Source organism: Methylicorpusculum oleiharenae (genome assembly GCF_009828925.2).
GTDB classification, from domain to species: domain Bacteria; phylum Pseudomonadota; class Gammaproteobacteria; order Methylococcales; family Methylomonadaceae; genus Methylicorpusculum; species Methylicorpusculum oleiharenae.
Window position 1 is genome coordinate 1,426,677 of sequence record NZ_WUTY02000001.1, and the last position, 22,710, is coordinate 1,449,386.

Sequence of the window (22,710 nt, forward strand, 5' to 3'; positions counted from 1 at the left end):
CGCCCGAGATTTTTTTAATTGGGGAGCTGCAAAGCGATATAACCCACACTGGAGAAAAAAATGGCAAAAAAAATTAATGCATACATAAAACTACAGGTAAAAGCAGGCGAGGCAAATCCAAGCCCACCAGTTGGACCGGCATTGGGTCAGCATGGTGTGAATATTATGGAATTTTGCAAGGCTTTCAATGCAAAAACACAAGATTTAGAAAAAGGCCTTCCAACACCTGTTGTTATTACGGTTTATAGTGACAGAAGTTTTACGTTTATTACAAAGACTCCACCCGCTGCAATTTTGCTAATGAAAGCGGCAGGCATAAAAGGTGGAAGTGGAACGCCCAATAAAGTCAAAGTAGGTACTGTCACTAAAGAGCAATTGGAAGAAATTGCCAAGACAAAAATGCCCGATTTAAATGCCGCAAGCCTAGAGGCGGCCGTTAAAACGGTAGCGGGAACTGCTCGCAGTATGGGACTTAATGTGGAGGGTTTGTAATGGCTAAGCAATCTAAAAAAGCAAAGTTGATTAAATCAAAAATTGACAGAGCAAAGCAATATACAGTGAGTGAAGCGGTAGGATTACTGAAAGAACTTACTACCAATAAATTTGTTGAATCAATAGACGTCAGTGTTAATTTGGGCGTAGATCCAAGAAAATCAGATCAAAACGTAAGAGGTGCTACTGTGCTGCCAAATGGAACTGGCAAGACTGTACGTGTAGCAGTTTTTGCTCAAGGCGCAAATGCTGATGCAGCATTACAAGCCGGCGCTGATATCGTTGGTATGGAAGATTTGGCTGATCAGGTAAAGAAGGGAGTGATGAACTTCGACGTAGTTATTGCTTCACCTGATGCAATGCGGGTGGTTGGTCAGTTAGGTCAAATATTAGGTCCTAGAGGATTGATGCCTAATCCAAAAGTAGGCACTGTAACTCCCGATGTTGCAACCGCAGTAGTAAACGCAAAATCTGGGCAAGTACGTTACAGAACTGACAAATCCGGAATCATTCATTGCACTATTGGCAAGGTGACCTTTGAGGCAGATGCAATACAACAAAATTTGGAAGCTTTGCTTTCAGATTTGAGAAAGGCTAAGCCTAGCGCTGCAAAAGGCGTTTACATGAAAAAAATAACAATTTCATCCACTATGGGTCCTGGTATCTGGATTGACCAGAGCTCAGTCAGTTAATAAGAATTAGAACTTTGGGTTGCCCGGATAGACTGCGGCAACCGTCAAAGACCGCAGGTGTTTTATTAAACTTAATTTCCTGCGCAGACGGGAGCTTAACCGCAAATGGTTAAAGGGACCGTAAGGGGCATCAAAAATATTGATGCATTTTGTTAGTTCTGATAAAAAATCAGAAAGTGTACCGGAGGTAAACTGTGGCTCTAAATTTAGATGGCAAAAAAGCTGTCGTAGAAGAAGTTGCTGAATATGCCGCAAAAGCCCATTCTGCTGTTGCAGCGGAATACCGTGGACTGACAGTCACCGAGTTGACTGAGTTACGTAAAACAGCCCGTGAAACAGGTGTTTATGTAAGGGTAGTAAAAAATACACTGGCAAAAAGAGCCGTCAGTGGAACTGAATTTGAGTGTATGCAAAGCAGATTGGTAGGTCCTCTGCTACTGGCATTTTCAATGGAAGATCCAGGCAGTGCCGCTCGTTTGATAAGTGATTTTGCGAAAACAAAAAATAAACTTGTCACAAAAATTGTAGCGATCGGAGGGCAGGCTTTTGATGGATCTGAGCTAGAACGTCTTGCTCGACTCCCAACCCGTGACCAAGGTATTGGCTTGTTGATGTATGTTATGAAAGCTCCAGTGGAAAAATTGGCGCGGACTTTAGCAGAGATCAGAGATCAAAAAGAAGCCGCATAACCTTTGCATTACCCAATTAAATTTATTATTAGAGGAAAAAAAGAATGGCAATTTCTAAAGAAGATATTTTAGAAGCAGTCTCGAACATGTCCGTTATGGAAATCGTTGACCTTATTTCTGCGATGGAAGAAAAGTTTGGCGTTTCTGCGGCAGCAGTATCGATGGCTGCTCCTGTTGCAGCAGCAGCAGTCGTTGAAGAGCAAACAGAATTTGATGTAATTCTAACAGCTGCAGGCGCTAACAAAGTTGGCGCGATTAAAGCGGTTCGCAGCATCACCGGTCTGGGCTTAAAAGAAGCCAAAGATGCGGTTGAAGGCGTTCCAACAGTATTGAAAGAAGGTATCAGTAAAGCTGATGCTGACGCACTGAAGAAAGAACTTGAAGACGCCGGAGCTAGTGTCGAAATCAAGTAAAATTGATTATTCAAGAAAGGCAACAACCCCTTAAATATGGCTGGTGACAATTTTTGTCATCGGCCTTTTACTGCTTCATGAAAATGATCCCAGTAATTAATTCCTGATGAAATAGGTACGGAAGCAATATGGCCTACTCTTTTACCGAAAAAAAGCGCATTCGTAATAACTTTGGAAAAAGTACTGAAGTACTTGAAGTTCCCTATCTTTTAGCGACCCAAATTAATTCGTATTCCAGTTTCTTACAATCCGGTCTGAACTCTGAAAAAAGGTTAAGTATTGGTTTGCATGCTGCATTTAAAAGCGTGTTTCCAATCGAAAGCCACTCAGGTTATGCAGTACTCGAGTATGTGAAATACAGATTGGGAGAGCCAACTTTTGATGTGAGGGAATGCCAACAAAGGGGCGCTACCTTTGCTGCGCCTTTGAGAGTGTTGGTGCGTCTTGTCATATACGATAAAGAAGCTCCAGCCAATGCAAAAGTTGTAAAAGATATAAGAGAACAAGAAGTCTACATGGGTGAGTTACCGCTCATGACAGACAACGGAACGTTTGTCATTAATGGTACAGAGCGAGTTATCGTTTCTCAGCTTCATCGCTCGCCAGGTGTGTTTTTTGATCATGACAAAGGTAAAACCCATTCATCAGGCAAGCTGTTGTTTAATGCCAGAGTCATTCCCTACAGAGGGTCCTGGCTTGATTTCGAATTTGATCACAAAGATTGTGTTTTCGTCAGAATTGACAGGCGCAGAAAAATACCTGCCACGATTTTACTGAGAGCGCTAGGTTACGATAACGAAGAAATGATCAAGATTTTCTTTGAAACTAACCGATTTACACTTTCAGCGGATAAATGCCTGTTTCATCTTATTCCCGAGCGCTTGAGAGGGGAAATTGCAGCCTTTGACTTTAAATTAAATGACAAAGTGTTGATTGAGGAAGGCCGTAGAATCACTGCCAAGCATATTCGTCAGTTAAATGAAATTGGTATGTCTGAAATTGAGGTGCCTAGAGGGTACCTTCATGGAAAAATTTTAAGCCATAACTTGATCAATAAATCAACGGGTGAAATCGTTGCAAATGTCAATGACGAATTGACAGAAGATTTGTTACAAAAAATCATTGATAGTGGTGTTGAGGAGATCAATACCTTGTATGTCAATGATTTGGACAGAGGTCCGTATATTTCTAATGCGATGAAAGTGGATACCACTAATAATCAATTAGAAGCGTTGGTTGAAATCTACCGAATGATGCGCCCTGGTGAACCGCCTACCAAGGAGTCAGCAGAAAATCTATTCCAAAATCTTTTCTTTACTGAGGAAAGATATGATTTGTCCAGTGTCGGTCGTATGAAATTCAATCGCCGTTTGGGACGTCATGAAGTTCTCGGGACCAGCACTCTTAGCAAAGAAGACATCATTGATGTACTGAAAGAGTTGATCAGCATCAGAAACGGAAACGGTGTTGTTGATGATATTGATCACTTGGGTAATAGACGCGTTAGATCTGTCGGTGAAATGATAGAGAATCAGTTCCGCGTTGGTCTGGTAAGAGTCGAAAGAGCCGTCAAGGAAAGATTGACATTGGCGGATTCAGAAGGATTGATGCCTCAAGAAATTATCAATGCAAAACCTGTTTCCGCTGCTGTCAAAGAGTTTTTCGGTTCTAGCCAATTGTCCCAGTTCATGGATCAGAACAACCCATTATCGCAAGTGACGCATAAACGCCGTGTGTCAGCTTTAGGGCCGGGTGGTCTGGCTAGAGAGCGCGCAGGTTTCGAAGTTAGAGACGTTCACACAACCCATTATGGCCGCGTTTGTCCTATTGAAACACCTGAAGGTCCAAATATTGGTTTGATCAACTCTCTATCTGTTTATGCCAGAACCAATGAGTATGGTTTCCTAGAAACGCCTTACCGGAAGGTTGTAGATGGAAAAGTGACGGATCAGGTCGATTACTTATCCGCTATTGAAGAAGGCGAATATGTTATTGCTCAGGCAAGTGTCGGTGTAGATGAGAATGGCAAGTTGATTGAAGGGCTTGTTTCGTGCCGGTATAAAGACGAATTTACATTGGCAATGTCTGATACTGTTCAATATATGGACGTATCATCAAAACAAATTGTTTCGGTTGCTGCGTCAATCATTCCTTTTCTTGAGCACGATGACGCTAACCGCGCATTGATGGGATCAAACATGCAGCGTCAGGCTGTACCAACATTGAGAGCTGAAAAGCCTCTAGTCGGTACAGGTATGGAGCGAACTGTTGCGAAGGATTCGGGGGTTTGTGTGGTTGCGACTCGCGGCGGTAGCGTTGAAGCCGTTGATGCGGCAAGAATCGTGGTCCGCGTGAATGATGCAGAAACAGAGGCGGGTGAACCCGGGGTTGACATTTACAATCTCACCAAGTACACCCGGTCCAACCAAAATACCTGTATTAACCAAAAGCCACTGGTAAGGCCGGGCGATATCATTAATAAAGGTGATATCTTGGCAGATGGCCCCTCGACAGATATGGGTGAATTGGCCTTAGGTCAGAATATGCTTGTGGCGTTCATGCCATGGAACGGATATAACTTTGAAGATTCAATTCTGGTCTCAGAGCGGGTGGTTAAGGAAGATCGCTTTACCACTATCCATATCGAAGAAAAAACCTGTGTGGCTAGAGATACCAAACATAATCCTGAAGAAATAACCGCAGATATTCCTAATGTCAGCGAAGAAGCTTTATCCAAGCTTGATGAATCAGGCATCGTTTATGTTGGTGCAGAAGTTAAGGGTGGTGATATTTTAGTTGGAAAAGTAACGCCTAAAGGGGAAACCCAGCTGACGCCAGAGGAAAAGCTTCTACGGGCCATTTTTGGTGAAAAAGCGGCCGATGTTAAAGATACCTCATTGCGCGTTCCTAATGGTGTAGAAGGCACTGTCATTGACGTTCAGGTATTCACAAGAGACGGCGTTAAGAAGGATAAACGTGCTTTAGAAATCGAAGAAAATGAAATTAAACGTTATAGAAAAGATCTTGATGATCAACTGAAGATCGTAGAGCAGGACATTTATTCACGTGTAGCTAAAATGCTGGTGGGTAAAAAGATTGAGTCAGGCCCTGGAAAAATAAGTTCAGGGGAAACGATTACACAAGATACCCTTGATCAATTGAAACAGTCTCAGTGGTTGCTGTTTAAACTGGATGATGAAAATATAAATTTGCAGCTCGAAGCTATTGCTGAGCAAATTGAACAACGAAGAAAGGATTTCGAGGCTAAATTTGAGATCAAGCGTAAAAAAATCACTATGGGTGATGATTTGGCGCCTGGTGTTTTAAAGATGGTAAAAGTTTATTTGGCAGTTAAACGACGTATCCAGCCAGGTGATAAAATGGCCGGAAGACACGGTAACAAAGGGGTTATATCAATGATAAGGCCCATAGAAGACATGCCATATACGGCTGACGGCAATCCGGTTGATATCGTTTTAAATCCATTGGGTGTACCCTCCCGGATGAACGTAGGACAAGTGCTTGAGACACACTTAGGCTGGGGCGCGAAAGGATTGGGTTTGAAAATAGGGAAAATGCTCGAAGCTCAAGCTCAGGCTGCAGAAATCAAAGCATTTCTTGAAAAAATCTATAACAGCAGCGGGCGTAAAGAAAGCCTGGATGAATTCAACGAAGTTGAAATTCTCGAGTTGGCCAAGAATCTTGTTGGTGGCGTTCCGATGGCAAGTCCTGTTTTTGACGGGGCGACTGAAGAAGAAATTAAAACAATGTTACGTTTAGCCGATCTTCCTGAACATGGTCAGACTGTGCTTTATGACGGGTTGACAGGCGAGCCTTTCGAAAGAGAAGTAACTGTAGGTTACATGTACATGTTAAAACTCAATCACTTGGTTGATGACAAGATGCATGCTCGCTCAACAGGACCTTACAGTCTTGTTACTCAGCAGCCATTGGGCGGAAAAGCCCAGTTTGGTGGGCAAAGGTTTGGCGAGATGGAGGTGTGGGCATTGGAAGCATACGGTGCAGCCTATACGTTACAAGAAATGTTGACTGTGAAATCGGATGATGTAACAGGCCGTACTCGAATGTACAAAAATATTGTGGATGGTGATCATAAAATGGAGCCCGGTATGCCGGAGTCCTTTAACGTATTGATAAAAGAGATACGTTCACTGGGTGTCAATATTGAATTAGAGAGTGATTGATTGTTTGCATTATCGCTTTACAGTTTCTTGCTCTTAGCATTTGCTAAATTGTATTTAAAGAGGACTAGCTCTTGAAAGATTTAATGAATTTTCTTAAACGTCAAGGTCGTACTGAAGACTTTGATGCCATACGAATCGGTTTAGCATCTCCCGATATGATCCGTTCATGGTCTTACGGTGAAGTAAAAAAACCGGAGACAATAAATTATCGTACGTTCAAGCCCGAGAGAGACGGCTTATTCTGTGCAAAAATATTCGGGCCTGTCAGCGATTACGAGTGCTTGTGCGGAAAGTATAAGCGTCTCAAACACCGTGGTGTGATTTGTGAAAAATGTGGAGTGGAAGTCACTCTGTCAAAAGTGCGCAGGGAAAGAATGGGGCATATTGAACTTGCAAGCCCCGTTGCACACATTTGGTTTCTAAAGTCACTGCCATCAAGAATTGCGTTACTGCTCGATATGACGCTGCGTGAGATTGAACGCGTTCTTTATTTTGAGTCTTTTGTTGTCCTCGATGGAGGTACAACTTCATTAAATAAAGGTCAATTGCTGACTGATGACGAATATTTGGATGCGGTTGAAAATCATGGTGATGATTTTGTCGCAAAAATGGGTGCGGAAGCAGTCTATGAGCTCTTGAAGAGTATTGATTTAAAAATGGAGATTACCCGTCTTCGTGAAGATATACTCGGCACAAATTCTGAGACAAAAATTAAAAAATATTCAAAACGACTGAAGCTGATGGAGTCGTTAGTGGCTTCAAAAAATCATCCTGAATGGATGATAATGCAGGTTCTTCCTGTGCTTCCGCCAGAATTAAGGCCTTTAGTGCCTTTGGATGGCGGGCGCTTTGCTACGTCAGATCTAAATGATTTGTATCGTAGAGTGATTAACAGGAATAACCGGCTTAACCGGTTATTAGATCTAAATGCGCCTGACATTATTGTAAGAAATGAAAAGCGGATGTTGCAGGAATCCGTTGATGCGTTATTGGACAATGGCCGTCGCGGCAGAGCAATAACAGGCACCAATAGAAGACCTTTAAAATCATTGGCAGACATGATTAAAGGGAAGCAGGGGCGCTTCAGACAAAACCTGTTAGGCAAGCGGGTCGATTATTCGGGCCGTTCTGTCATTGTGGTGGGTCCTACTCTTCGTCTCCACCAGTGCGGTTTACCAAAGAAAATGGCTTTGGAGTTATTTAAGCCGTTTATCTTTAGCAAGCTGCAACTTCGCGGGCTGGCTACAACTATAAAAGCCGCCAAGAAAATGGTGGAGCGTGAGGGCACGGAAGTATGGGATATTCTGGAAGAAGTTATTCGCGAGCATCCTATTCTCCTGAATAGAGCGCCAACGCTTCACCGGTTGGGTATACAAGCATTTGAGCCCATCCTGATTGAAGGCAAAGCGATTCAATTGCACCCACTGGTATGTAGCGCATTTAATGCCGACTTTGACGGCGACCAAATGGCGGTTCATATTCCTTTGTCTATCGAGGCTCAGCTCGAGGCAAGGACATTAATGATGGCGACTAATAATATTCTCTCGCCGGCAAACGGTGAGCCCATTATTAATCCATCCCAAGACGTTGTTCTTGGTTTGTATTACATCAGCAGAGAGAAGATTAATGCCAGAGGTGAAAAGAGTATTTTTGCTTCTACAGCCGAAATACATAAGGCCATTGAATGCAAGTCAGTTGAATTGCAGGCAAAGATTAATTTAAGAATTACTGAAAAGCTGATTTCGGATGATGGCGAAACGGTTTCAAAGACCTATAGAGTGGATACAACTGTAGGTCGTGGTCTCATATGGGAAATTATCCCCGAAGGAGTGCCTTATTCGGTAATCAACTGCGATATGACCAAAAAGAATATATCCAAGTTGATCAATTATTGCTACCGACATTTGGGTATCAAGGAGACAGTCATACTGGCTGATCAACTGATGTACCTGGGATTCCGATACGCCACAATTTCAGGTGTCTCCTTTGGTATTGAAGATATGGCAATTCCAGCCAAAAAAGTCGATATCATTAAAATGGCTGAAGCCGAAGTTAATGAGATTCAGAACCAATATTCATCAGGTCTGGTTACAGACGGTGAGCGATACAACAAGGTTGTTGATATTTGGTCGCATGCCAATGATCAGGTTGCCAAGGTGATGATGGAAGGGCTGGGTGAAGATGAGGTAATTGATTCAAAAGGAAATAAACTGAAACAAAAATCCTTCAACTCAATTTTCATGATGGCAGAGTCCGGCGCTAGGGGTTCAGCAGCGCAAATCCGTCAATTAGCAGGGATGCGAGGTTTGATGGCAAAGCCTGATGGCTCAATTATTGAGACACCCATTACAGCTAACTTTCGTGAAGGTCTAGACGTACTGCAATATTTCATATCAACGCACGGTGCTCGTAAAGGTTTGGCTGATACGGCTTTAAAAACTGCTAACTCAGGTTACCTGACAAGACGTTTGGTCGATGTGGCACAGGATCTGGTGATTACCGGAGAAGACTGTGGTACAAATCAAGGATTGATGATGATGCCGATCATTGAGGGCGGTGATGTTGTTGAGCCATTGTCTGAGCGAGTATTGGGCCGGGTTATCATAAGTGACGTGAAAGATGCTGCTGGCGAAAATGTAGTGGTCAAGGGCGGTACCTTACTTGATGAGCATTGGGTGTCAGTCTTGGAGGAAAACAGTATTGATCAGGTTTATGTCCGGTCAATCATTACCTGTGAGAATCGCTTTGGCGTCTGTGCGTCTTGTTACGGTCGCGATTTGGCTCGCGGGCATGTGGTCAACATCGGTGAGGCAGTAGGTGTTATTGCGGCGCAATCCATCGGTGAACCGGGCACCCAGTTAACCATGCGTACTTTCCATATCGGTGGTGCAGCATCACGTTCGGCAGCCATAAGCAACGTCCAGGTTAAATCGGCTGGAACAGTCAAGTTGAGTAACTTAAAAACAGTAACCAATAGAGAAGGCAATCTGGTTGCGGTCTCCCGATCAGGCGAAGTTGGCGTTGTCGACGATTATGGGCGTGAACGTGAGCGATACAAAATACCTTACGGCTCGGTATTATCTGTGCAGGAAGGTAGTAAAGTAAACGCAGGTCAAATAATTGTAAATTGGGATCCACATACTCACCCTGTTATTACAGAAGTAGAGGGTATTGTAATTCTGAATGATTTTGTTGATGGTGTAACTGTACAACAACAATCAGATGAAATTACCGGTCTAAGTTCTTTAGTCGTAATCGACCCAAAACAAAGAGGCAGTGCTGGTAAAGAACTGAGGCCGATGGTCAAGTTACTGGCTGAATCGGGAGAGTCAATTAATATTCCCGGAACCGATATACCTGCTCAGTATTTTTTGCCAACCGGAGCGATTGCGGGTATTAAAGACGGAGAAAAGGTCAGGGTGGGCGATGTATTAGCAAGAATCCCTCAGGAATCAAGTAAAACACGGGACATTACCGGGGGTCTTCCTCGCGTTGCCGATTTATTCGAAGCAAGAAAAACGAAGGATCCTGCAATTCTTGCCGAGACAAGTGGCACTATATCGTTTGGAAAAGAGACAAAAGGTAAGCAAAGGGTTGTCATAACAGACTCAACCGGCGAGCAGTTTGAAACTTTGATTCCAAAGTGGAGGCATATAACGGTTTTCGAAGGGGAATATGTTGAAAAAGGTGAAACAATTGCAGAAGGCGAGTTAACTCCGCATGACATCCTGAGATTGAGGGGAGTCGAAGAGCTTGCTAACTATTTGGTCAAAGAAATACAGGATGTATACAGATTACAGGGTGTAAAAATCAATGATAAGCATATTGAAGCCATTATTCGTCAAATGCTTAGAAAAGTTGAGATATTGTCTTCCGGTGATACAGACTTCTTGAAAGGCGATCAGGTTGAGCGTTCATTAGTAAGAGAAGTAAACGAAAAGATGGAAACGGAAGGCAAAATTCCGGCAACGATTGAACCCATTCTTTTGGGAATAACAAAAGCTTCGTTAGCTACCGAGTCATTCATATCAGCAGCTTCTTTCCAGGAGACAACTCGCGTTCTGACTGACGCAGCAGTTAGAGGTTTGAGTGACGGATTGCATGGACTAAAAGAAAATGTAATCGTAGGTCGGTTAATCCCGGCTGGAACAGGTTTGGCTTATCATGAGCTAAGGCATGCGCGAAGACAAACCGCATTAAACGAGCCTTCTATTGAAAGTGAATCAATGTCCTCTGTAGATACAGATGAAGTAGAAGAGGCGCTTAAACAAGCGTTAAATACTGAATAGAAAGCATTTTTATTAAATTGGCTTGACCTGATAAAAGTTAGGCGTTACTATAATTGGCTCGAATGAGCTAACATGATAAATCAGGTTTAAGCATCATGGCCGCTGCGCATAGATTTATGCTCAGCGGTTATTTTTATTGCTAAACAGGTAAATTAAATATTGGAGTGTCAAAGTTATGGCCACGATCAACCAATTGGTTCGTAAGCCGCGTGCTAGAAAAATAGAAAAAAGCAATGTGCCGGCATTAGAGGCGTGTCCGCAAAGAAGAGGTGTATGTACCAGGGTATATACTACTACTCCTAAAAAGCCAAATTCCGCATTGCGGAAGGTTGCACGGGTACGGCTTACAAACGGATCTGAAGTAAGTAGCTATATCGGCGGTGAAGGGCATAATCTTCAAGAGCATTCGGTTGTCCTGATAAGGGGTGGTCGGGTAAAGGACTTGCCTGGTGTGCGTTATCACGTAGTGCGTGGTAGTCTGGATACTTCAGGTGTCAAAAATAGAAAATGTGGTCGTTCTAAATATGGAACAAAGAGACCTAAAGCCTAATGTCGGTTGGTGAATTGAATGTCTAGAAGAAGAGTTGCAGCAAAAAGAGATGTCATACCGGATCCTAAATTTGGCAGTGTCATGCTGTCCAAGTTTATGAATATGGTTATGGTTAGCGGCAAAAAGTCCGTGGCGGAAAGCATTGTTTACGGTGCTTTGGATGTCATTGAGACAAAAGGTCATGCAGAGCCCTTGGAAGTATTGACCAAAGCTTTGGAAAATGTTCAGCCTCGCGTTGAGGTGAAATCAAGGCGCGTAGGTGGTGCTACATATCAGGTTCCAGTTGAAGTGCGTTCTTCCCGTCGTTCGGCTTTGGCTATGAGATGGTTAATAGATGCAGCAAGAAAAAGAAACGAAAAAAATATGCCGGCAAAATTAGCGGGTGAATTGCTGGATGCTTTTGAGAATAGAGGTGCTGCAGCAAAGAAGAGAGAAGAAACGCATAGAATGGCCGATGCCAACAAGGCATTCTCACATTATCGTTGGTAATGAAATAAAATAAGGTTCGCAGGTGTCCCGAATAACCCCTATAAGTCGTTATCGTAATATTGGAATAATGGCTCATATAGACGCTGGAAAGACAACAACAACCGAGCGAATTCTATTTTACACAGGTGTTTCACACAAGATAGGTGAAGTACACGACGGTGCGGCAACCATGGATTGGATGGCGCAAGAGCAGGAAAGAGGCATAACTATTACTTCTGCGGCAACCACTTGTTTCTGGAGTGGGATGTCCAAGCAGTTCCATGTGCATCGAATAAACATAATAGATACGCCGGGTCATGTAGATTTCACGATAGAAGTAGAAAGATCGCTGAGAGTATTAGATGGTGCCTGTGCGGTATTTTGTGCTGTAGGCGGAGTAGAGCCGCAATCAGAAACAGTGTGGCGGCAGGCAAATAAATATCATGTTCCGCGATTGGCTTTCATCAATAAAATGGACAGATCGGGTGCTGACTTTTTGCGTGTGGTTAAGCAAATCCAGGATCGTTTAGGAAGCAAAGCTGTTCCGTTGCAGTTGCCTATTGGCGCTGAAGAAAACTTCGAAGGAATTGTCGATCTTATTAAGATGAAGGCAATTTATTGGGATGATTCTACAAAAGGTGTTGAATTTAAGGAAAAAGAGATACCAGTAGGAATGGAATGCCTTTGTAAAGAATGGCGCGAACATCTGGTTGAATCTGCTGCTGAAGCAAATGATGAATTAATGGACAAGTATTTAAACGAAGGAACGTTAGAAGATGAAGAGATTAAGCTAGGTATAAGAGTACGAACACTTAGAAATGAAGTGGTGCCCACGTTATGTGGTTCTGCTTTTAAAAACAAGGGCGTTCAAGCCATGCTGGATGCGGTGATTGAATACATGCCATCGCCTGGGGATGTGAAGCCAATAAGTGGTTTGGTGGATGATGGGGATTCGGAAGAAGTAAGAAATGCAGATGATGCGGAACCTTTTGCAGCGCTAGCTTTTAAAATTGCAACAGATCCTTTTGTCGGTACATTGACTTTTTTCAGAGTTTACTCCGGTGTTTTAAATTCGGGTGATGCAGTTTACAACGCTACAAAAATGAAAAAAGAACGCATTGGGCGTCTTGTTCAAATGCATGCAAACTCCAGGGAAGAAATAAAGCAAGTGCAGGCTGGCGATATTGCGGCTGCAATAGGCTTAAAGGATGTTACTACCGGCGATACACTTTGCGACCTGAAGTCAATTATCGTTTTAGAGAAGATGGATTTTCCTGAGCCGGTCATTTCAGTCGCGGTTGAACCAAGAACTAAAGCGGATCAGGAAAAGATGGGTGTCGCCTTAAGTAAGCTCGCCCAAGAAGACCCGTCTTTTAGGGTGAATACAGATTCAGAGTCTGGTCAAATAATTATTGCCGGGATGGGTGAGCTGCATCTTGAGATTATAGTCGACAGGATGAAAAGGGAATTCGGTGTGGAGGCTAACGTAGGTGCTCCCCAGGTTGCTTACAGAGAAACGATCAGGAAGACGGTCGAGCAGGAAGGGAAATTTATAAGGCAGTCTGGAGGAAAAGGCCAATATGGACATGTTTGGTTAAGAATAGAACCTAAAGAACCAGGCACAGGTTATGAATTTGTCAATGAAGTTGTGGGTGGTGTTGTTCCTAAGGAATATATACCAGCAGTTGACAAAGGTATACAAGAGCAGTTGGAAAATGGAGTTTTAGCCGGTTACCCTGTTGTTGATGTCAAAGTTAGTTTAACCGATGGCTCTTATCATGATGTCGACTCGAGTGAGATGGCTTTCAGAATTGCTGGATCAATTGGATTCAAAGAAGGCGCTAAAAAAGCTAATCCGGTATTGCTAGAGCCGATTATGAAAGTTGAAGTGATGACACCGGAGGATTACATGGGAGATGTGGTCGGTGATATCAATAGAAGGCGAGGTATAATTCATGGAATGGATGATACGCCATCTGGAAAACAAATAACGTGCGAAGTGCCGTTAGCGGAAATGTTTGGTTATGCGACTGATTTGCGTTCTGCAACACAGGGGCGTGCAACATATAGTATGCAATTTGAAAGATACGCAGAAGCACCAGCAAACGTTGCAGAAGCAATTATAAAAAAAGTTTCATAGTGAATAAACACAGGTATTGACTCATGTCCAAAGAAAAATTTGAACGTAAAAAACCCCATGTAAACGTAGGAACCATTGGTCACGTCGATCATGGCAAGACGACCTTAACGGCGGCATTGACGAAAGTCATGGCGGATTTGCGTGGAGGCACCTTCAAAGCCTACGATCAGATTGATAATGCACCTGAAGAGCGTGAACGGGGTATTACCATTGCGACAGCACACGTCGAATACGAATCAGAAGCACGTCATTATGCACACGTAGATTGCCCAGGACATGCTGACTATGTCAAAAACATGATTACCGGTGCTGCGCAGATGGATGGCGCGATTCTGGTCTGTTCAGCAGCTGATGGTCCAATGCCTCAAACCAGAGAGCATATCTTGTTGGCCAGACAGGTAGGTGTGCCCTACATCGTGGTTTATCTCAATAAAGCCGACATGGTTGACGATGCCGAGTTGGTTGAGCTGGTTGAGATGGAAGTCAGAGAGCTGTTGGATATGTACGAATTTCCAGGAGACGATACACCGTTGATCGTCGGTTCAGCCTTGAAAGCCTTGGAAGGCGATACCAGTGAAATCGGCATTCCTTCAATAATCAAATTGGTAGAGGCCTTAGATACTTACATACCCGAGCCAGAACGCGCAATCGATCAGCCGTTCCTGATGCCAATCGAAGACGTATTTTCTATTTCAGGCCGCGGAACCGTGGTTACCGGCAGAATAGAGCGCGGAATCATCAAAGTAGGTCAAGAAATAGAAATCGTAGGTATTAGACCTACCACGACAACGACCTGTACCGGTGTTGAAATGTTCCGCAAATTGCTGGATCAAGGTCAAGCAGGCGACAACGTGGGGGTGTTATTAAGAGGCACGAAAAGAGACGATGTAGAGCGTGGTCAAGTATTGGCACATAAAAACACCATCAAGCCGCACTCGCATTTCAATTCAGAAATCTACGTATTATCGAAAGATGAAGGAGGACGTCATACGCCCTTCTTTAACGGTTACCGTCCGCAGTTCTATTTCAGAACCACCGACGTAACTGGCGCAGTGCAGTTACCAGAAGGTGTAGAAATGGTAATGCCCGGCGATAATATCACCGTAGAAATCAAACTAATAGCACCGATCGCTATGGAAGATGGATTGCGTTTTGCAATTCGTGAAGGTGGACGCACAGTGGGTGCGGGTGTCGTTGCTTCAATCATTGAGTAAACAGAATGTCGAGCCAAACAATCAGAATCCGACTAAAGGCATTCGATCATAAATTAATTGATCAATCTGCTGGTGAGATAGTAGAAACAGCAAAAAGAACTGGAGCTCAAGTTAAGGGTCCCATTCCACTGCCTACTAAAAAAGAACGTTTTACAATTTTGATATCTCCCCATGTCAATAAAGATGCCCGGGATCAGTATGAATTAAGAACCTATAAACGGTTATTAGACATAGTTGAACCAACAGAAAAAACCGTTGACGCTCTGATGAAGCTGGATTTAGCAGCCGGTGTAGACGTTCAGATTAAATTGAATTAGAAAGTAGAGGAATTGGCAAATGTCAATAGGTCTTGTTGGTCGTAAATGTGGTATGACCAGAATATTTTGTGAAGACGGTACTTCAGTTCCGGTAACTGTACTTCAAATAGATTCTAACCGCATTGCCCAAATAAAAAATGTAGAGAAAGACGGGTACCGTGCAATTCAGGTAACTGCTGGTGAAAAAAAATCATCTAGGGTATCAAAGCCCCTTTCAGGTCATTATGCTGCTGCAAATATGGTAGCTGGCAGAGGACTCTGGGAATTTAGACTAGATGACGGAGAAGGTGAAGATTTCTCTGTTGGTGCTGAATTACCAGTTGATATTTTTTCGGAAGGACAGTTTATCAATGTTCAAGGAACCAGTATTGGTAAAGGCTTTGCCGGAGGTGTAAAGCGTTATAACTTCAGCATGCAGGATGCAACTCACGGTAACTCCTTATCGCACAGAGTATTAGGATCTATTGGCCAAAACCAAACTCCCGGACGAGTATTCAAAGGGAAAAAAATGGCAGGTCAAATGGGAGCAGTCACGCGGACCGTTGATAATCTGAAGATTCATAAAATTGACAAAGAAAGAAATCTTATCTTGGTCAAGGGTGCGGTTCCTGGCGCAAAAGGTGGGGATGTAATAATTACTCCCGCTGTCAAAAAGCGTAATAAGGTTTAAAACATGGCTTTAAATATACCAGCATTAAATAATCAGGATTCAGCAGGTTCAGTAGAAGTAACTGAAGCTATATTCGGTCAGGAATATAACGAAACATTAGTTCATCAGTTAATAACAAAATACTTGGCAGGCGCTAGACAAGGTACCAAAGCTCAGAAAACTCGTGCCGAAGTAAGCGGTGGAGGAGCAAAACCTTGGCGTCAAAAAGGAACAGGCAGAGCGAGATCGGGCACAACAAGAAGTCCTATATGGAGAACTGGTGGTGTTACATTTGCTGCAAAACCGCGTTCTTTTGATCAGAAACTTAATAGAAAAATGTTTCGGGTCGGAGTCAGAAGTATTTTGTCAGAACTTATAAGACAAAATCGATTGGTTGTAAGTAATGATATTTTGCCTACAACGCCAAAAACCAAAGAATTAGTCGCAAAACTTAAAGACTTGGATTGCAGAAAAATTTTGATCATTACCGATGAGATCGATTTCAACTTGGCTTTGTCAGCAAGAAATATTCCCAACGTTAATGTGATTTCATCTGAGAATATAAATCCTGTTTCTTTGATAGCTGCAGATAAAGTGATTATTACTTCTAAAGCCTTACAACAATTAGAAGAGAGATTAGCATGAGTATGTTGAATTACACTCTAGCAAGCGTGCTGCAGGCACCGATTATTTCCGAGAAAAGTACGGTAGCGGCTGAATCAAATAAACAGTTTGCGTTTAAAGTTCAAAAGAATGCGACAAAGACACAAATCAAGAAAGCTGTAGAACTGATGTTTCAGGTTCAGGTTGATTCTGTCAGAGTCTTGAATGTTAAAGGTAAAAGTAAAAGATTTGGACAGATTTTAGGAAAGCGTTCAGACTGGAAAAAAGCTTATGTAAAGCTTAAAGAAGGTCATGACATAGATTTCTCTGCTGCTTAATAAAGTTTAAGAATTAAAGATCAATAGGAAACGGTAGAAAACATGGCTATTGTAAAATCAAAACCTACATCAGCTGGATCTAGGTTTGTAGTACGTGTCAAGAACGATGAATTACATAAAGGTAAGCCATTCGCTCCATTGCTAGATAAAAACAGCAAGAACGGTGGACGTAATAATCAGGGGCGTATAACAACACGTCATGTCGGTGGAGGTCATAAACACCACTACCGAATTATTGATTTCAAAAGAAATAAATCTGATATACCTGGTGTTGTTGAGCGTCTTGAGTACGATCCCAATAGAACAGCAAATATAGCTTTAATCCTGTTTAAGGATGGAGAAAGAAGATATATTATCGCGCCTAAGGGGATGACTGTAGGGCAAGAGGTGCTTTCAGCTGAAACGACAGCAGTCAAGCCCGGTAATTGTATGCCATTGCGTAACATGCCTTTAGGTACAACCATTCACTGCTTGGAGCTAAAACCTGGAAAAGGTGCTCAGATAGCCAGAAGCGCTGGTGCATCTGCACAATTGGTAGCTAGAGATGGTGCGCATGTAACGGTGAGATTAAGATCCGGAGAAATGCGAAAAATAATGGCTGATTGCAGAGCTGTAGTCGGTGAGGTTTCAAATTCGGAACATAACCTGACTTCGCTAGGTAAAGCCGGTGCCAAGCGCTGGAGAGGTGTAAGGCCAACTGTTCGTGGTGTTGCAATGAACCCTGTAGATCACCCGCATGGTGGTGGTGAAGGAAGAACATCAGGCGGTAGGCACCCTGTTTCACCATGGGGAACACCGACCAAGGGTTACAAAACAAGAAAAAACAAACGTACAGACAATATGATTGTCAGACGCCGTAAGCAGAAATAGAGAGGAATTAGCGTGCCACGTTCAATTAAAAAAGGTCCTTTTATAGATCATCATCTTCATAATAAAGTAGAAGATGCCGTAAAGACAAATAATAGGAAACCGATTAAAACTTGGTCTAGAAGATCAATGATCGTCCCTGAAATGCTTGGCTTGACAATAGCTATTCATAACGGGCGTCAGCACGTACCTGTCTTGATATCTGAGAACATGATAGGTCATAAGTTGGGGGAGTTCGCTCCAACAAGAACTTACAAAGGCCATGTTGCCGATAAGAAATCAAGGTAGGGGCGAATTATGGAAATTTCAGCGAAATTAAAGAATGCGCCATTATCTGCCCAAAAAGCTAGGTTAGTCGGTGATCAGATACGTGGTTTACCCGTAGAAAAAGCATTGTCAACTTTGACTTTCAGTACGAAAAAAGCAGCCGCGATAATTAAAAAAATTCTAGAGTCTGCAATCGCAAATGCTGAACACAATGATAGTGCGGATATAGATGAGCTACGTGTGACAACAGTATTTGTAAATGAAGGGCGAACCATGAAACGGTTCAAAGCCAGAGCTAAAGGACGAGCTAATCATATATTGAAAAGAACTTGTCATATAACAATCAAAGTTGCAGAACACCAATAGAGGCGAAAATGGGACAAAAGGTACATCCAACAGGTATCCGTTTAGGAATTGTAAAAGATTGGAATTCCAGATGGTACGCGAATAGTCATGATTACCCTTTATTTCTGCATCAAGATTTGACGGTAAGAGAATTCCTAAGAAAAAAACTGGCTCATGCTTCTATTAGTAGAATTCAAATTAATAGACCAGCCAGCAATGCTCACATAACGGTCCATACTGCACGTCCAGGGATAGTGATAGGAAAGAAAGGCGAGGATATCGATAAATTGAGACAAGAAATTTCTGCAATGATCGGTGTTCCAGTACAACTGAACGTTGAAGAAATAAGAAAGCCGGAGTTGGATGCTCAACTGGTTGCCGAGAGCATAGCTCAGCAGCTGGAAAAACGGATTATGTACAGGCGGGCAATGAAAAGAGCCGTTACGAATACCATGCGCTTGGGCGCTGAAGGTATAAAAATCAACGTTGCTGGTCGTTTGAACGGTGCCGAAATTGCGCGTACCGAGTGGTATAGAGAAGGCCGGGTGCCATTGCACACACTTCGAGCAGATATAGATTATGGCACGGCAGAAGCCAATACTACTTATGGAATAATCGGCATAAAAGTCTGGATATTCAAAGGTGAAGTATTTGATATCGAAAGCCATAAGGCAACCATTAATCAAGAACCTAAGAAATAGGTGAAGGGAATTAGTCATGCTTCAGCCTAAAAGAACAAAATTTCGTAAACAACATAAGGGCCGAAATAATGGAATAGCCGTTCGCGGTTCATCTGTTAGCTTTGGTGAATTTGGATTAAAAGCGACATCAAGGGGCAGATTAACAGCCCGTCAAATTGAAGCCGCTAGAAGAGCAATAACACGTCATGTAAAACGTGGCGGTAAAATATGGATAAGAATCTTCCCTGACAAGCCCATTACAAAAAAACCTTTAGAAGTTCGTATGGGTAAAGGGAAAGGTAGTGTAGAATATTGGGTTGCACAAATTAGACCAGGTACAATGTTGTATGAAATACAAGGCGTGCCTGAAGAATTAGCCAGAGAGGCCTTCGCGCTTGCCTCTGCAAAATTGCCTATAACGACAACTTTTACCGCTCGGACGATAATGTAATGAAAGCTAGTGAATTGCGTCAAAAAACAAAAGACGATCTGATCGCTGTTTTAGTTGAACTGTCTAAGGAACAGTTCAATTTAAGAATGCAAAAAGGGACTGGTCAGTTAGCTAAACCTAATGAAATAAAAAGAGTAAGACGCGAAATTGCTCGTGTTAAAACAATTATCAACGAAAGCGCGAGTGCAGCAGTATGACAGAGCAAAATACCAAGGTACGCACGCTCAGTGGGAAAGTAGTCAGTAATAAAATGGATAAGACAATTACTGTACTAGTTGAGCGGATCGTAAAGCATCCTGTATATGGAAAATATATAAAGCGATCAACTAAGTTGTTAGCACATGATGAATCTAACCGGTGTCAAGAAGGCGATATTGTCTCGATTACTCCATCAAGGCCGATATCAAAAAGAAAGACGTTTATGCTTGTTGATATCCTAGAAAGTGCGAACAAATAAATACAATTGAAATAACTGAAATAATTGGGAATTAATCATGATTCAGATGCAAACTAACCTTGACGTTGCCGATAATAGCGGCGCAAAAAAGGTCATGTGTATCAAAGTGCTGGGCGGCTCACATAGACGCTACGCTAACATTGGAGACATTATAAAAGTCAGTGTCAAGGATGCAATTCCGAGAGGAAGAGTAAAAAAGGGTGAAGTTTATAATGCTTTGGTAGTTCGTACCCGTAAGGGTGTTAGAAGAGCAGATGGATCTGTTATTCGTTTTGATGGCAACGCTGCTGTCATACTTAATAACCAATTACAACCATTGGGTACCCGTATTTTTGGCCCAGTAACTCGTGAACTTAGGGGTGAAAAATTTATGAAAATTATTTCACTAGCTCCTGAAGTTTTGTAAGAGAGGGTCAAAATGCAAAAGATAAAACAAGGCGATGAAGTTTTAGTTCGTACCGGAAAAGATAAAGGAAAGCGCGGAAAAGTAATTAAAGTGCTTTCAAATGAAAAAGTTTTGGTAGAAGGCGTAAATCAAGTTAAAAAACATCAAAAAGGTAATCCTAATGCAGGGGTTTCCGGTGGTATCGTTGAAAAAGATATGCCAATTCATATTTCCAATATTGGTTTGTATAACCCAGCAACACAAAAAGCAGATCGTATCGGCTTAAAGTTTCTAGATGATGGAAAAAAAGTCAGGTTTTTTAAATCAACAAAAGAAGTTGTTGACGCATAAGGAGCATTAAAATGGCTAGACTAGAAACTGTATATAAAGAAAAAGTATTGCCTGCATTGATGGAGCAATATAACTATAAGTCCGTTATGGAAGTCCCCCGTATTACAAAAATAACATTAAATATGGGTGTAGGCGAAGCTGTTGCTGATAAGAAAATATTGCAATCAGCTGTTGGTGATATGCAAAAAATTTCAGGCCAAAAACCTATAGTAACCTTAGCTAGAAAATCAATTGCCGGGTTTAAGATTCGCGACGACATGCCAATTGGTTGTAAGGTTACATTGAGAAGTGCAAGGATGTATGAGTTTTTGGACAGATTAATCAGTATCTCTATTCCGAGAATTAGAGATTTTAGAGGCATGAGCTCAAAAAGCTTTGATGGAAGAGGAAACTATTCCATGGGCGTCAAGGAACAAATCATTTTTCCTGAAATTGATTATGACAAGATTGACGCTTTACGTGGGTTAGATATCACTATAACTACAACAGCAAAGACAAACGAAGAAGGTTTGGCCTTGTTAAAGTTATTTAACTTTCCATTTAAGAATTAAGGGCACCCTAAAATGGCTAAAAAATCAATGATTGCGAGGGAAGACAAGCGCACTAAGCTTGTAAAAAAATATTCCCAAAAAAGAGAGTTATTAAGAGAAATCATCAGAGATCCAAAAACAACTGATGAACAAAAAGAGTTAGCTCATATCCAGCTGCAAAAATTACCAAGAGATTCCAGTGCCTCAAGACAACGTAACCGTTGTAACATCACTGGTAGACCGCATGGTTTTTACAGAAAGTTTGGCTTATCCCGAAATAAGTTACGTGAAGCAACCATGCGTGGTGATGTCCCGGGCTTATCAAAGGCAAGCTGGTAGAAATCTTTTGGAATGAAATCGGAGTTAAAGATATGAGTATGACAGACCCAATAGCGGATATGTTGACCAGAATAAGAAATGGTCAGTCTGCTAAAAAAGAATACGTAAAACTACCTTCTTCCAAGCTGAAAATTGCCATTGCAAAAGTACTTAAAGAAGAAGGCTATATCACAGAATATAGTACTGAAACAAAAGGTAGTCATACGGAAATGACTGTTGTTCTTAAATACCATAACGGTGTGCCTGTAATTGAGCAGGTGAAAAGGATTAGCAAGCCTGGTCTAAGAATTTATAAATCTAAAGACGAATTGCCTAAGGTACTTGGTGGTTTGGGGATCGCGATTGTTTCTACTTCTAAAGGTGTCATGACAGATAGAGCTGCTAGAGCGATAGGTCATGGCGGCGAAGTTGTATGCACTGTTTGCTAAATCGGGGATCACAATGTCAAGAATAGCAAAAGCACCCATTCAATTGCCAAGTGGCGTAGATATCAAGTTAGATGGTCAGTCTCTTACAGTAAAAGGAGCTAAAGGCGAATTAACGCTTGAGCTTCATAAAGCTATTAGTTTACAAGTGACTGATAATCTGGTCCAAATAGAATGGAACAAAGAAAATAAAATTGCACAGGCTCAAGCAGGAACAACTCGAGCAATAGTAAACAATATGGTTACTGGTGTCTCAGCTGGCTTTGAAAAAAGACTGACTCTCGTTGGTGTGGGTTATAGGGCCCAGGCAAAGGGCGAGACGTTGGGACTTTCTCTCGGTTTTTCGCACCCAGTAGATTATGTTGTCCCCGCTGGAATTACAATAGAAACGCCTTCTCAAACCGAAATCCTAATTAAAGGAAATGATAAGCAGAGAGTAGGTCAGGTTGCTGCAGAAATTAGGTCATATCGTCCACCTGAGCCCTATAAAGGTAAAGGCGTAAGATATTCAGACGAAAAAGTAGCGCGTAAAGAAGCCAAAAAGAAGTAAGGTA

Annotated in this window: 27 protein-coding genes; all 27 read left to right on the forward strand. The window is 42.2% G+C overall.

The features are described 5' to 3' along the window. Nucleotides 1-60 precede the first annotated feature (60 nt). The 27 genes from rplK to rplF all read left to right on the forward strand — a co-directional run bounded on the left by rplK (nt 61) and on the right by rplF (nt 22,706). Nucleotides 61-492 (forward strand): 50S ribosomal protein L11, encoded by a 432-nt coding sequence (rplK, locus tag GO003_RS06655; RefSeq protein WP_159658997.1) that lies wholly within the window; start codon nt 61-63, stop codon nt 490-492. Then, on the forward strand, nt 492-1,184 hold the full coding sequence (gene rplA / locus GO003_RS06660; protein WP_159658996.1) for a 50S ribosomal protein L1: 693 nt from the start codon (nt 492-494) through the stop codon (nt 1,182-1,184). Before rplK ends, rplA begins: the two co-directional genes overlap by 1 nt. A gap of 194 nt (nt 1,185-1,378) precedes the next feature. Beyond that, a complete protein-coding gene (rplJ, locus tag GO003_RS06665) occupies nt 1,379-1,873 on the forward strand; it encodes a 50S ribosomal protein L10 (protein ID WP_159658995.1) in 495 nt (164 codons plus the stop codon). Between the two features lie 44 nt (nt 1,874-1,917). Further along, nucleotides 1,918-2,286 (forward strand): 50S ribosomal protein L7/L12, encoded by a 369-nt coding sequence (rplL, locus tag GO003_RS06670; RefSeq protein ID WP_159658994.1) that lies wholly within the window; start codon nt 1,918-1,920, stop codon nt 2,284-2,286. 128 nt (nt 2,287-2,414) lie between these two features. After that, on the forward strand, nt 2,415-6,491 hold the full coding sequence (gene rpoB / locus GO003_RS06675; RefSeq protein WP_159658993.1) for a DNA-directed RNA polymerase subunit beta: 4,077 nt from the start codon (nt 2,415-2,417) through the stop codon (nt 6,489-6,491). Between the two features lie 83 nt (nt 6,492-6,574). After that, nucleotides 6,575-10,780 carry a DNA-directed RNA polymerase subunit beta' gene (gene rpoC / locus GO003_RS06680; protein ID WP_159659003.1) on the forward strand — a complete coding sequence of 1,402 codons (4,206 nt, stop codon included), beginning with the start codon at nt 6,575-6,577 and terminating at the stop codon, nt 10,778-10,780. Between the two features lie 175 nt (nt 10,781-10,955). Continuing rightward, nucleotides 10,956-11,330 carry a 30S ribosomal protein S12 gene (rpsL, locus tag GO003_RS06685; RefSeq protein WP_159658992.1) on the forward strand — a complete coding sequence of 125 codons (375 nt, stop codon included), beginning with the start codon at nt 10,956-10,958 and terminating at the stop codon, nt 11,328-11,330. An 18-nt stretch (nt 11,331-11,348) separates the two neighbouring features. Continuing rightward, entirely contained in the window at nt 11,349-11,819 is a 471-nt protein-coding gene (rpsG, locus tag GO003_RS06690; protein ID WP_159658991.1) for a 30S ribosomal protein S7, read from the forward strand. A 22-nt stretch (nt 11,820-11,841) separates the two neighbouring features. Beyond that, nucleotides 11,842-13,938, forward strand: coding sequence for an elongation factor G (fusA, locus tag GO003_RS06695; protein WP_159658990.1), 2,097 nt, complete (start codon nt 11,842-11,844; stop codon nt 13,936-13,938). Nucleotides 13,939-13,961: 23 nt separating this feature from the next. Next, the gene (gene tuf, locus GO003_RS06700; RefSeq protein ID WP_159658989.1) at nt 13,962-15,152 is read left to right on the forward strand and encodes an elongation factor Tu; all 1,191 of its coding nucleotides are present in this window, start codon (nt 13,962-13,964) and stop codon (nt 15,150-15,152) included. Between the two features lie 5 nt (nt 15,153-15,157). Beyond that, nucleotides 15,158-15,469: a 30S ribosomal protein S10 gene (rpsJ, locus tag GO003_RS06705; RefSeq protein ID WP_159658988.1), complete on the forward strand. Its 312-nt coding sequence runs from the start codon at nt 15,158-15,160 to the stop codon at nt 15,467-15,469. Nucleotides 15,470-15,488: 19 nt separating this feature from the next. Continuing rightward, nucleotides 15,489-16,139 carry a 50S ribosomal protein L3 gene (gene rplC / locus GO003_RS06710; protein ID WP_159658987.1) on the forward strand — a complete coding sequence of 217 codons (651 nt, stop codon included), beginning with the start codon at nt 15,489-15,491 and terminating at the stop codon, nt 16,137-16,139. Nucleotides 16,140-16,142: 3 nt separating this feature from the next. Next, complete coding sequence (gene rplD / locus GO003_RS06715; protein ID WP_159658986.1) at nt 16,143-16,763, forward strand: 50S ribosomal protein L4; 621 nt, start codon at nt 16,143-16,145, stop codon at nt 16,761-16,763. Then, nucleotides 16,760-17,059, forward strand: coding sequence for a 50S ribosomal protein L23 (gene rplW / locus GO003_RS06720; RefSeq protein ID WP_159658985.1), 300 nt, complete (start codon nt 16,760-16,762; stop codon nt 17,057-17,059). The genes rplD and rplW overlap by 4 nt, the downstream gene beginning before the upstream one ends. Nucleotides 17,060-17,101: 42 nt before the next feature. Beyond that, nucleotides 17,102-17,929 carry a 50S ribosomal protein L2 gene (gene rplB, locus GO003_RS06725; protein WP_159658984.1) on the forward strand — a complete coding sequence of 276 codons (828 nt, stop codon included), beginning with the start codon at nt 17,102-17,104 and terminating at the stop codon, nt 17,927-17,929. Between the two features lie 12 nt (nt 17,930-17,941). Continuing rightward, complete coding sequence (gene rpsS, locus GO003_RS06730) at nt 17,942-18,214, forward strand: 30S ribosomal protein S19 (RefSeq protein ID WP_159658983.1); 273 nt, start codon at nt 17,942-17,944, stop codon at nt 18,212-18,214. Nucleotides 18,215-18,223: 9 nt separating this feature from the next. Next, nucleotides 18,224-18,559 carry a 50S ribosomal protein L22 gene (gene rplV / locus GO003_RS06735; RefSeq protein WP_159658982.1) on the forward strand — a complete coding sequence of 112 codons (336 nt, stop codon included), beginning with the start codon at nt 18,224-18,226 and terminating at the stop codon, nt 18,557-18,559. Between the two features lie 8 nt (nt 18,560-18,567). After that, nucleotides 18,568-19,239 (forward strand): 30S ribosomal protein S3, encoded by a 672-nt coding sequence (gene rpsC, locus GO003_RS06740; protein ID WP_159658981.1) that lies wholly within the window; start codon nt 18,568-18,570, stop codon nt 19,237-19,239. Nucleotides 19,240-19,255: 16 nt separating this feature from the next. Further along, nucleotides 19,256-19,669 (forward strand): 50S ribosomal protein L16, encoded by a 414-nt coding sequence (gene rplP / locus GO003_RS06745; protein ID WP_159658980.1) that lies wholly within the window; start codon nt 19,256-19,258, stop codon nt 19,667-19,669. Further along, entirely contained in the window at nt 19,669-19,866 is a 198-nt protein-coding gene (gene rpmC, locus GO003_RS06750) for a 50S ribosomal protein L29 (RefSeq protein WP_159658979.1), read from the forward strand. Before rplP ends, rpmC begins: the two co-directional genes overlap by 1 nt. Beyond that, nucleotides 19,863-20,126 carry a 30S ribosomal protein S17 gene (gene rpsQ, locus GO003_RS06755; RefSeq protein WP_159658978.1) on the forward strand — a complete coding sequence of 88 codons (264 nt, stop codon included), beginning with the start codon at nt 19,863-19,865 and terminating at the stop codon, nt 20,124-20,126. Before rpmC ends, rpsQ begins: the two co-directional genes overlap by 4 nt. 37 nt (nt 20,127-20,163) lie before the next feature. Beyond that, nucleotides 20,164-20,532 carry a 50S ribosomal protein L14 gene (rplN, locus tag GO003_RS06760; protein WP_159658977.1) on the forward strand — a complete coding sequence of 123 codons (369 nt, stop codon included), beginning with the start codon at nt 20,164-20,166 and terminating at the stop codon, nt 20,530-20,532. Nucleotides 20,533-20,544: 12 nt separating this feature from the next. Beyond that, the gene (rplX, locus tag GO003_RS06765; RefSeq protein ID WP_159658976.1) at nt 20,545-20,862 is read left to right on the forward strand and encodes a 50S ribosomal protein L24; all 318 of its coding nucleotides are present in this window, start codon (nt 20,545-20,547) and stop codon (nt 20,860-20,862) included. An 11-nt stretch (nt 20,863-20,873) separates the two neighbouring features. Further along, entirely contained in the window at nt 20,874-21,413 is a 540-nt protein-coding gene (gene rplE / locus GO003_RS06770; RefSeq protein WP_159658975.1) for a 50S ribosomal protein L5, read from the forward strand. A gap of 12 nt (nt 21,414-21,425) precedes the next feature. Beyond that, nucleotides 21,426-21,731, forward strand: a complete 306-nt coding sequence (rpsN, locus tag GO003_RS06775) for a 30S ribosomal protein S14 (RefSeq protein ID WP_159658974.1) — start codon at nt 21,426-21,428, stop codon at nt 21,729-21,731. A gap of 32 nt (nt 21,732-21,763) precedes the next feature. Then, nucleotides 21,764-22,159, forward strand: a complete 396-nt coding sequence (gene rpsH, locus GO003_RS06780; RefSeq protein WP_159658973.1) for a 30S ribosomal protein S8 — start codon at nt 21,764-21,766, stop codon at nt 22,157-22,159. A 13-nt stretch (nt 22,160-22,172) separates the two neighbouring features. Next, on the forward strand, nt 22,173-22,706 hold the full coding sequence (gene rplF / locus GO003_RS06785; RefSeq protein ID WP_159658972.1) for a 50S ribosomal protein L6: 534 nt from the start codon (nt 22,173-22,175) through the stop codon (nt 22,704-22,706). Nucleotides 22,707-22,710: the final 4 nt, after the last annotated feature.